This is a genomic window from Pseudomonas sp. NBRC 111131 (genome assembly GCF_001320525.1).
In the GTDB taxonomy this organism is placed as follows: domain Bacteria; phylum Pseudomonadota; class Gammaproteobacteria; order Pseudomonadales; family Pseudomonadaceae; genus Aquipseudomonas; species Aquipseudomonas ceruminis.
Map to the genome: position 1 here is coordinate 1 of NZ_BCBH01000073.1, position 3,391 is coordinate 3,391.

3 protein-coding genes are annotated in these 3,391 nt (G+C 56.2%); all 3 read left to right on the plus strand.

Annotation, left to right across the window (positions count from 1 at the left end; translation table 11 throughout):
* Positions 1 to 1,559, plus strand: a 1,559-nt coding sequence (locus APH34_RS28185) for an FAD-dependent oxidoreductase (protein WP_054903776.1), incomplete at its 5' end; no start/stop codon positions are given.
* 147 nt (positions 1,560 to 1,706) lie between these two features.
* Complete coding sequence (locus tag APH34_RS28190) at positions 1,707 to 2,603, plus strand: nitrilase family protein (protein ID WP_054903774.1); 897 nt, start codon at positions 1,707 to 1,709, stop codon at positions 2,601 to 2,603.
* Positions 2,604 to 2,622: 19 nt separating this feature from the next.
* The coding region (locus APH34_RS28195) for a hypothetical protein (RefSeq protein ID WP_371263336.1) at positions 2,623 to 3,391 on the plus strand (769 nt) is incomplete at its 3' end.

The window sequence follows — 3,391 nt, forward strand, 5'->3', positions numbered from 1 at the left end:
GAGAGCCACCCAAGGACGGATGCTCGCTAATGGCCTACTACGCCAATCTGTTCGAATTGCGCCTCTCCGATTTTCCCAATCCCGGTACGCCTTGGGTCAATGCCACAGGAATTTTTCTAAGAGAGGGGCAGTTGGATGGGACGGGGGAGCCGACGCTGCTGATATGGCGCAATCCTGAGGGGACGACACCGCCACCGACGCTCACTCTCCAGCGGGTCTACAACAAATGGCGGCGCTTTGCAGAGCAGTTCGCCGAACGGGTAGCCAGTCACTATGGCACTGCAGACTGGGAATCGATGTGGTCTGCCATCGTCGAGCGTTATCACCGCTTGTCATTCAGAGACCTTGTGCAACTGCCTGCCTTGAGTGCATGGGATCCTGCATATCCGGGTGACTTCGGTGGGTTAGGCATGAGCAGCGACGAATCAGCGATATTCTACGCGATCGGCATTGGAGACGGCAGTTGGGGAGCATTCTATGATGTCTGCTGCTTGTACCCGCTGCGTACCGCAATCTTTGGTTTCAGTAGCCATTTACAGTTGGTGCACGGGCGCGTTGATGAAGCTGGTGTACCCTACGCCGCCCCGTATCTGGGCTCGGGCCATCTGCCCGATAGCAGAGGGCTCATGTTCCAGGCGCCAGCCTATCTGGGCGTTGCGGCGATGGATGATTGCCTACTGTTCATGGATGTCGGGATGCAGGGTAAGTCGCTCTATCATCACCTTGTTGACCGCCACGACGGGCTGCTGACCGACAGCGCTGTCTGCGCTCTGCATAAGCTGCCCGATGGTCGTATCCGAGTCGATTACAGTTGGCAGCGAAGTGATCCGGCGCAGGTGGAGTTGTTGCATGATGACTTCGATAGCGTGATCCTGACCACACCTTCCTGGCTGATTGAAACCCAGATACAGATCGATGGCTTCAATCGAGAAATGTTGCCACAACCGATCATCGATGCATGGAGGCATGCCCACTGGGAAACCAGTTGCAAGGTCTACGCACCACTCCAGAAGCGCTTCCTGGACTGCCAATCGGCTATGCCACAGATCCTTGTTACGGACAGCTTCGTCCACGACGTTTATGCCTACCGCTACAACGACAGCTACGCCGATGACTGCATCCTTCTGAGTTATACCTGGGAAGATGACGCTACTAAGCTGGGAGCGTTTTCGGACGAGCAATTAGCCAATAAATGCATCGGGGAGCTCGATCGAATTCTGATGCGCTGCACCAACGTTGGTGAACCCATATCGCCCTATATCGATACTCGAAACATTCGTATACAGCGGTGGATGACAGATAAAAACGCCCTTGGCTGTGCAAAACTCTATCGGGCTGGCACCTATTACGATGCGGTTAGCCTGATGAAATATAATCGCGATCTGAGTGTTGCCTCTGGGCTCTATCTGGCTGGAGAGTCCTTCTCTGTAGATGCGGGCTGGACAGAACCTTGCCTGCGCACGGCAATCGACACCGTGATAAACCTTTGCAATCGGACTTCAGCAACGTTCAATGGTGGCTTCACCTTAGACCACTATCCGCATTACCAAGTACGGTAGGCAGGGTTTTGGCAGTGAGTATGTAAGAGTCTTCCTTCTATACACATTCCGTTTTCCTACTAGTTTGTGGGAGTGAGCTGACTATCGCTCCCCGACTCATCGCCACTCTACTAGCGCCTTCCACAACAACGATAAAAGGAAGCCGCCATGTCTGAGCACTGCACTCCCGTCAGTCCCGTGCGAATCGCAGTCATCCAATATGGCCCTCAGGTGGGGATCGACTACTGTGACAGCAATCTTGGCAAAGGGCTGGCCTTGGCCCGGCGCGCTGTGAACGATGGTGCCAACCTGATTGTGCTGCCGGAACTTGCCAACACCGGCTATACGTTCACCTCACGGGCCGAAGCTTACGCCCATGCCCAAACCTTGCAAGACGGCAGCTGTGTGCAGGCGTGGGCCAACTTCGCAAGGGACAATCACGTTTATCTGGCGGCGGGTTTTGCCGAGCGAGATGGCCTGAAGCTGTATGACAGTGCAGTACTCTTCGGGCCGGAGGGTTTGCTTGGGCACTACCGCAAAGCACATTTATGGAACCAGGAAAAGCTATGGTTCACCCCTGGTGACTTGGGTTTCCCCGTATTCGAGACGCCCATTGGGCGTATCGGCTTGCTCATTTGCTGGGATATCTGGTTTCCCGAAGTCCCTCGCGTGATGGCGGCGCAAGGTGCCGACATCCTCTGCAGCCTGAACAACTGGGTATGGACGCCACCGCCTCTTTTCGATGAAGCCGGGCGCTGCATGGCCTCTTACTTGACCATGACTGCAGCACACGTCAACAACGTCTACATTGCGGCGGCCAATCGTATAGGTAGCGAGCGTGGCGGGCGTTTCCTGGGCTGCTCGCTGATTGCAGGAACCAACGGCTGGCCGATCGGTGAGGTAGCCAGTGCAGAGGAAGAACATATCCTCTATGCCGATGTAGACCTCAGTGCTGCACGTTCTGCGCCGATCTGGAACAGCCTCAACGACCTGCCACGGGACCGGCGCACAGATCTCTATGACCATACCCTCGGTTATCGGCTGCATGCCCCGATGCCGCGCTGAGGAGTCGGACATGAAAGAGATGAATGTCCCGACGCGGCAATGGCCATTACTGGTGGTATTCACCTGCATGCTCCTACTGCTGATCAGCAGCCTGGTTGTTGGTCAATGGCCGGACTATGGATACACCATTGCAACGATTGATCAGCCCCTGAGCCGTTTGCGTTGGATAGTGGGTGATATCAGTGAGGTCGCTTTCTACAAGCATGAGTTGCCCGCGTTAGGCTTGCTGCTGGGTGCCTGTCTGGCGCATTGGGCATCGGTCCGTGGCTACCGCTGGCAAGGCTTTGCCATTTGCTATGGCAGTGGTCTATGGCCTTGGGTTGTCGGCAGTTCACTGTTGGGTCTGTTGCTGAGCCACGGCTTATGGGGATGGACCTTGGCCGCTGGCGTGTGGCAACCGACCTTCGTCGCCTTCGTGTCGTTGCCAGCTGCAATGGTGCTCCTGTTGGGTGGCGGCTGGCAGGTAACGATCAGCGGTGCAGTGCTGGGTGCACTGTTGGTAACGCCTGCCAGCCTGTTCTTCGTCAACTACCTGTGTATTCCTCTGCAACTGCCGGTAGTGATTGGCAACGTGAGCGGCATGGCCGTGGCAAGCGCTGTCGCGTTTATGATGTGCAGACGTTTTCCGTCATGGGTGGGGCAGGGTCGAAAGCACATCGCGTTGCAGCCTGTCAGCGGCGAGCCGAATTACGGCGTGGTCTGGACCCTGCGCCGCGTATTGGCCGACTTCAGCGAGGCGCCATTCTTTGGCAATGAGCTTGCCAGTCTGGGACTGCTTCTAGGCTTGC